Annotated in this window: 5 protein-coding genes; 1 reads left to right on the top strand and 4 read right to left on the bottom strand. The window is 46.2% G+C overall.

What is annotated here, in order from left to right; genetic code table 11:
• The first annotated feature begins 339 nt into the window (after window positions 1–339).
• On the top strand, window positions 340–492 hold the full coding sequence (locus tag F6K46_RS38440) for a hypothetical protein (protein WP_293067646.1): 153 nt from the start codon (window positions 340–342) through the stop codon (window positions 490–492).
• Between the two features lie 85 nt (window positions 493–577).
• Here the strand turns inward: F6K46_RS38440 and F6K46_RS38435 are convergent, their stop codons facing one another.
• From F6K46_RS38435 to F6K46_RS38420, 4 genes are read right to left on the bottom strand one after another with little or no spacing between them, the layout of a single operon-like run.
• A complete protein-coding gene (locus F6K46_RS38435; protein ID WP_293118045.1) occupies window positions 578–898 on the bottom strand; it encodes a hypothetical protein in 321 nt (106 codons plus the stop codon).
• A gap of 35 nt (window positions 899–933) precedes the next feature.
• Window positions 934–1,113, bottom strand: coding sequence for a hypothetical protein (locus tag F6K46_RS38430; protein WP_293067641.1), 180 nt, complete (start codon window positions 1,111–1,113; stop codon window positions 934–936).
• A complete protein-coding gene (locus F6K46_RS38425; RefSeq protein WP_293067638.1) occupies window positions 1,085–2,107 on the bottom strand; it encodes a bifunctional riboflavin kinase/FAD synthetase in 1,023 nt (340 codons plus the stop codon). Before F6K46_RS38425 ends, F6K46_RS38430 begins: the two co-directional genes overlap by 29 nt.
• A 60-nt stretch (window positions 2,108–2,167) precedes the next feature.
• Window positions 2,168–4,270 (bottom strand): ABC transporter substrate-binding protein, encoded by a 2,103-nt coding sequence (locus tag F6K46_RS38420; RefSeq protein ID WP_293118042.1) that lies wholly within the window; start codon window positions 4,268–4,270, stop codon window positions 2,168–2,170.
• Between the last annotated feature and the right edge of the window lie 228 nt (window positions 4,271–4,498).

Genomic DNA, 4,498 nt, shown 5'->3' with positions numbered 1-4,498 from the left:
GGATTTTATCGAGAATCTGCACACAGGTTCCGATTACTCTTCCCCTCTCATCTCGGCAGGCTGAGGGATGCACTCCTCAGAAAACCATTTCAGGTTTCGATTCATTCAGACGCTTTCACGTCGCACGATATCTCCACTTTTATTATAGCACAAAATCTTATAATTATAGCATATTTTGAAAACTTTTGTAAATTTTTGGGGGAGTAGGGAGTAGGGAATCGGGAATCGGGAATCGGGTAGGGTGCGTTAGGGGCGGGCTTGCCAGCATGTTCAACCTCCTCGTAACCAGTGTTGGGATAGTCCGCACCGTAACGCACCACCAGTCAAACTGATTTGGTCTTGGGGTTTTGCTGCGGGATTAGCGATCGCATCACCACGAAAGAAGCGATCGCATCACCACGAAAGAAGCGATCGCATCACCACGAAAGAAGCGATCGCATCACCACGAAAGAAGCGATCGCATCACTAATACAGAAGCGATCGCATCACTAATACAGAAGCGATCGCATCACCACGAAAGAAGCGATCGCATCACTAATACAGAAGCGATCGCATCACCACGAAAGAAGCGATCGCATCACCACGAAAGAAGCGATCGCATCACCACGAAAGAAGCGATCGCATAAACAAAAGCGCGATCGCATAAACTAAAGCGCGATCGCATAAACGAAAGCGCGATCGCATAAACGAAAGCGCGATCGCATAAACGAAAGCGCGATCGCATAAACGAAAACCCGATCCCATAAACGAAAACGCGATCGCATAAACTAAAGCGCGATCCCATAAACGAAAACGCGATCCCATAAACGAAAACGCGATCCCATAAACGAAAGCGCGATCCCATAAACGAAAGCGCGATCCCATCACCAATACAGAATTTTCCAGGTAGGTTGAGCAACTACAGAATTCTAATCAAGAATTGCTTAGCCTCCCCTAAACCCCTGATGAGTGATCCCCCCTAACCCCCCTTAATAAGGGGGGAACAAGAAGAAGCCAGTTACTGATCTGACTCCCGATTCCCGACTCCCGACTCCCGACTCCCGACTCCCGATTCCCGATTCCCGATTCCCGATTCCCGATTCCCTTAACCAAAAAAATCCCGAGCAGCTTCACAGTCTCTCTGAATTTGGGCTTTGAGCTGGTCTAGGGAGGAAAATTTTTGTTCGGGGCGGATAAATTTCTGGAGGCTTACGGTTAGGGTTTGGCCATATAAGTCTCCGGACCAATCGAATAGATGAACTTCGACGGTTAAACTGGTGCCCTTGACCGTGGGGCGCATACCAATATTCATGACACCAGGATGGGAGGATAAATTGGTGTCTAGGTTAGAGGATTCAGAGGTATGGGAGACTTCGACGCAGTAAACCCCTAGCTTAGGTAAAAATTTGTCTGGGGGTAAGTGGAGGTTAGCGGTGGGAAATCCTATGGTTCTACCGAGTTGTTGACCTTTCTCTACTATTCCGATTAGGGTGTATGGCCGTCCTAGGAATCGGTTGGCTTGGTCGATATCCCCTTGGGCTAAGGATTGGCGAATGATGGAACTACTGATGCGTTGCTCTTGACGTTTGTACAAGGATACGATATGGACGGTAATACCGTAGGCGGAAGCGATCGCATCCAAATCCGTTGCGGTGCCAGCACGCTTATGGCCAAAGCAAAAATCCTCTCCCACACTGACTTGCTTTGCCCGCAGTTGCTCTACCAAAATCTTTTCGACGAATTCCTGGGGACTGAGGGAAGCTAGCTCCCGGTTGAAGGGTAATAGGGCTAACTGTTGCACACCCAACGCACTTAACTGTTGGGCTTTCTCCGTTGGTGGTGTCAGTAGCTTCCAGGCTTGACCAGAAAAGAATTCTCGGGGGTGGGGATTGAAGGTGGCTACTGTGGGATAGATTAGGTCTAGATTTGGGTCTAGATTTGAGCCACTGGTTTCAGAGTTACTAAATTGCTCAAGATTCGATGATGCCAGGGCTTGAGCTTGAGCAGTAACTGGCTTCGGCAAAATGGGAGCAATAACTTGCTGATGCCCCAAATGGACGCCGTCAAAGTTTCCGAGGGCAACAGCGGTTGGTGTTAACGCGGTAGTTAGAGATGATGTAATCCACACGCTTAATAGTTTGACATATTTCTCCGCTGCTAGGCAACAGATGCTAATTGCCCTATGAACTCATTTCAATTTAAATTCACCGTCAAGCACTTCCACCAGGACAGGTTCACTCTCACGCTCCCCTTGGTTATTAAACTGCAACGGTAACCCAGAGGTTTCATTAGGTAAAAGCTTAATATTGCGGAGTCTGTTGAGAACTAGCTTTCGGTCGGCGTCCTGGACCAAAGCCTGAATAAAGGCTTGAGTAGCATCGAAACTAGTCGCAGTGCGCCAGTTAACCTCTCCTTGCCATAGTTCCCTAGCTGCTATAGAAAAGTTTCTGGCATCTGGTGCTTTCCTAAACCAGGGAACTGCCATAGTCAAACCTTCAAGGGCTTGCCCACCCTCTTTCAAGTTTTTCTCACTATATAAAGTATCGCCACTGAACAATCTCAACGGTTGCTGATCTGGGTTTTTATAGTTAGGGTTCAGGTTAGCGTTGGCTTTAGCAATGTCCAGAGCTATAAAACGGTATTCTACGCTCGGGAATAACATGGCAGCCTTGACTTGATCTTGAGAGAGACTCCTGACTTGTTCAGTTATATTCAGGTTAGGATTGTTTAATTCAATCTCTCGAAACACCTTCCCCCCTAGGTCTTCAAAGTTTGTTTTAAAAACTTCTCTGAAACTATCGCTATAGACACTGTGAGCATCATAGAAAATTACGACCTTGTCTAAGCCAGGTTGAGTTTTGACATGTTTAGCCAGTTTTTTTGCAAGTGCTCGATTAGAAGGAACTGTCCTAAAGAACACGTTTCTGTTGTCATCACGACTGGTTAAATCACTACTGGTGCTGGTGGAGGAAATCATCGCTAAGCCAGCTTTGTCATATTGGGGGAGTGCGGCCTTACTGGCATCACTAGAGTTATGTCCAATTACCCCCAGGATAGACTTGTCTTTAACCAAAGTCTGAGCTATGGTTTTGGCTTGGTCTCGATCATTACCATCGTTAGCGATCGCAATTTCCAGGAATCGACCATTTAATCCCTCTGAATTATTGAACTGATGTTGAGCCTGGGCTACCCCTCGCAATATTTCTTTTGCCCTTGATTCTGACTGGTCTATGGGCACTACCACAGCAATAGTGAATGGTTCCAACCCCTGTTGACGCGCTCGGGCATTGTTGTAGTAAATCAGGAATTCTGGATCATTTCGATTAGCCTGCCAAGCTTGGGAAAAACCCTGAGCTGCTGCGTTATAGTTTTGGTTTTGGAATGCTTCAGTAGCACGGTCAATGTTTTCCTTGTTATCAATTCTAGGAAATAAGCTGTGATCACCGCGACTAATACTCTGACTAGTATTAGTCTGACTACTATCAGTTGCGACGGTTCTAATCCCGAAGACTTTATGTTCAGCTGGTTTACAGGTAGTTGATACTTTATAAAATGCCACACCAACTAGGGAAATGATTGCTACAGCTGCTGCTAGTTTACCTAACCAATTCCCTTGACTAAGGTTCTGAGGATTACTGCGGTCTCTAAACTCACCAGTCATCCCAGAAGGGTAAGTATTGTTAATTAATCGTTCAGAGTTCTCTAAATAATTTTCAATTTCCAGAAGTTTTTCTATTGCCAATAGATTGTCTGGCTCAATGTTTAAGACTTGATTGAACTGCTCTGTTGCTGTTGTGAATGCTTCTTGCTTTATTAACTCATTGCCATAATTTATTAGGGATCGCACCAACCCATCTTTGTTACGGATTTGGTCAACTTTATAGGCTCTTTGGTAATAGGTAACTGCTTTTTCAAACTCTCCGCATTCTAGATATCCTTCAGCTAGGGCAAAGATAGCACTAAAATGATTAGGGTTTAGTTCCAAAACCTGTTCATATAGCCCTAATGCTTTGGTAATTTCCCCCTGTTGATACTGGGTAGTTGCTTGTTGATAGATGGGATTAGTTTGCTCTTGCCCTAGTTTTTCTAGTTCTAGGATCTCTTGCTGGAGTGGGTAACGTTTAATCAACCAGCGCCGGATAAATTCAATGGTTATCTTCTGTTTGGTTTTATCTAAGAAACCCCGTTCGGCTAGTTGGTCTACTGCTTTAGTTAAGGCCGTTGTTTGAATAACCCCGTAGTGTTCCAGCAGAGTTACAGCAAGTTTCGCCCCCCTAGGGCGTGTCTTCAAACTCTGAGATCCCCCTAAATCCCCCTTAAAAAAGGGGGACTTTGAGTATGGCTCCCCCCTTAATAAGGGGGACTTTGAGTATGGCTCCCCCCTTATTAAGGGGGGCTGGGGGGGATCTAATTTAGCCCCCCAACTTTGGGGGGTTCTTGAGTTAAAGTCCCCCGCCCCCCTAGCCCCCCAACTTTGGGGGGTTTCTGGATTAAAGGCCCCCGCCCCCCTAACCCCCCC

Source organism: Moorena sp. SIO3E8, assembly GCF_010692445.1.
GTDB classification, from domain to species: domain Bacteria; phylum Cyanobacteriota; class Cyanobacteriia; order Cyanobacteriales; family Coleofasciculaceae; genus Moorena; species Moorena bouillonii.
Note: the sequence above shows the minus strand (reverse complement) of the source record. Positions and strands in the feature narration are given on the sequence as shown.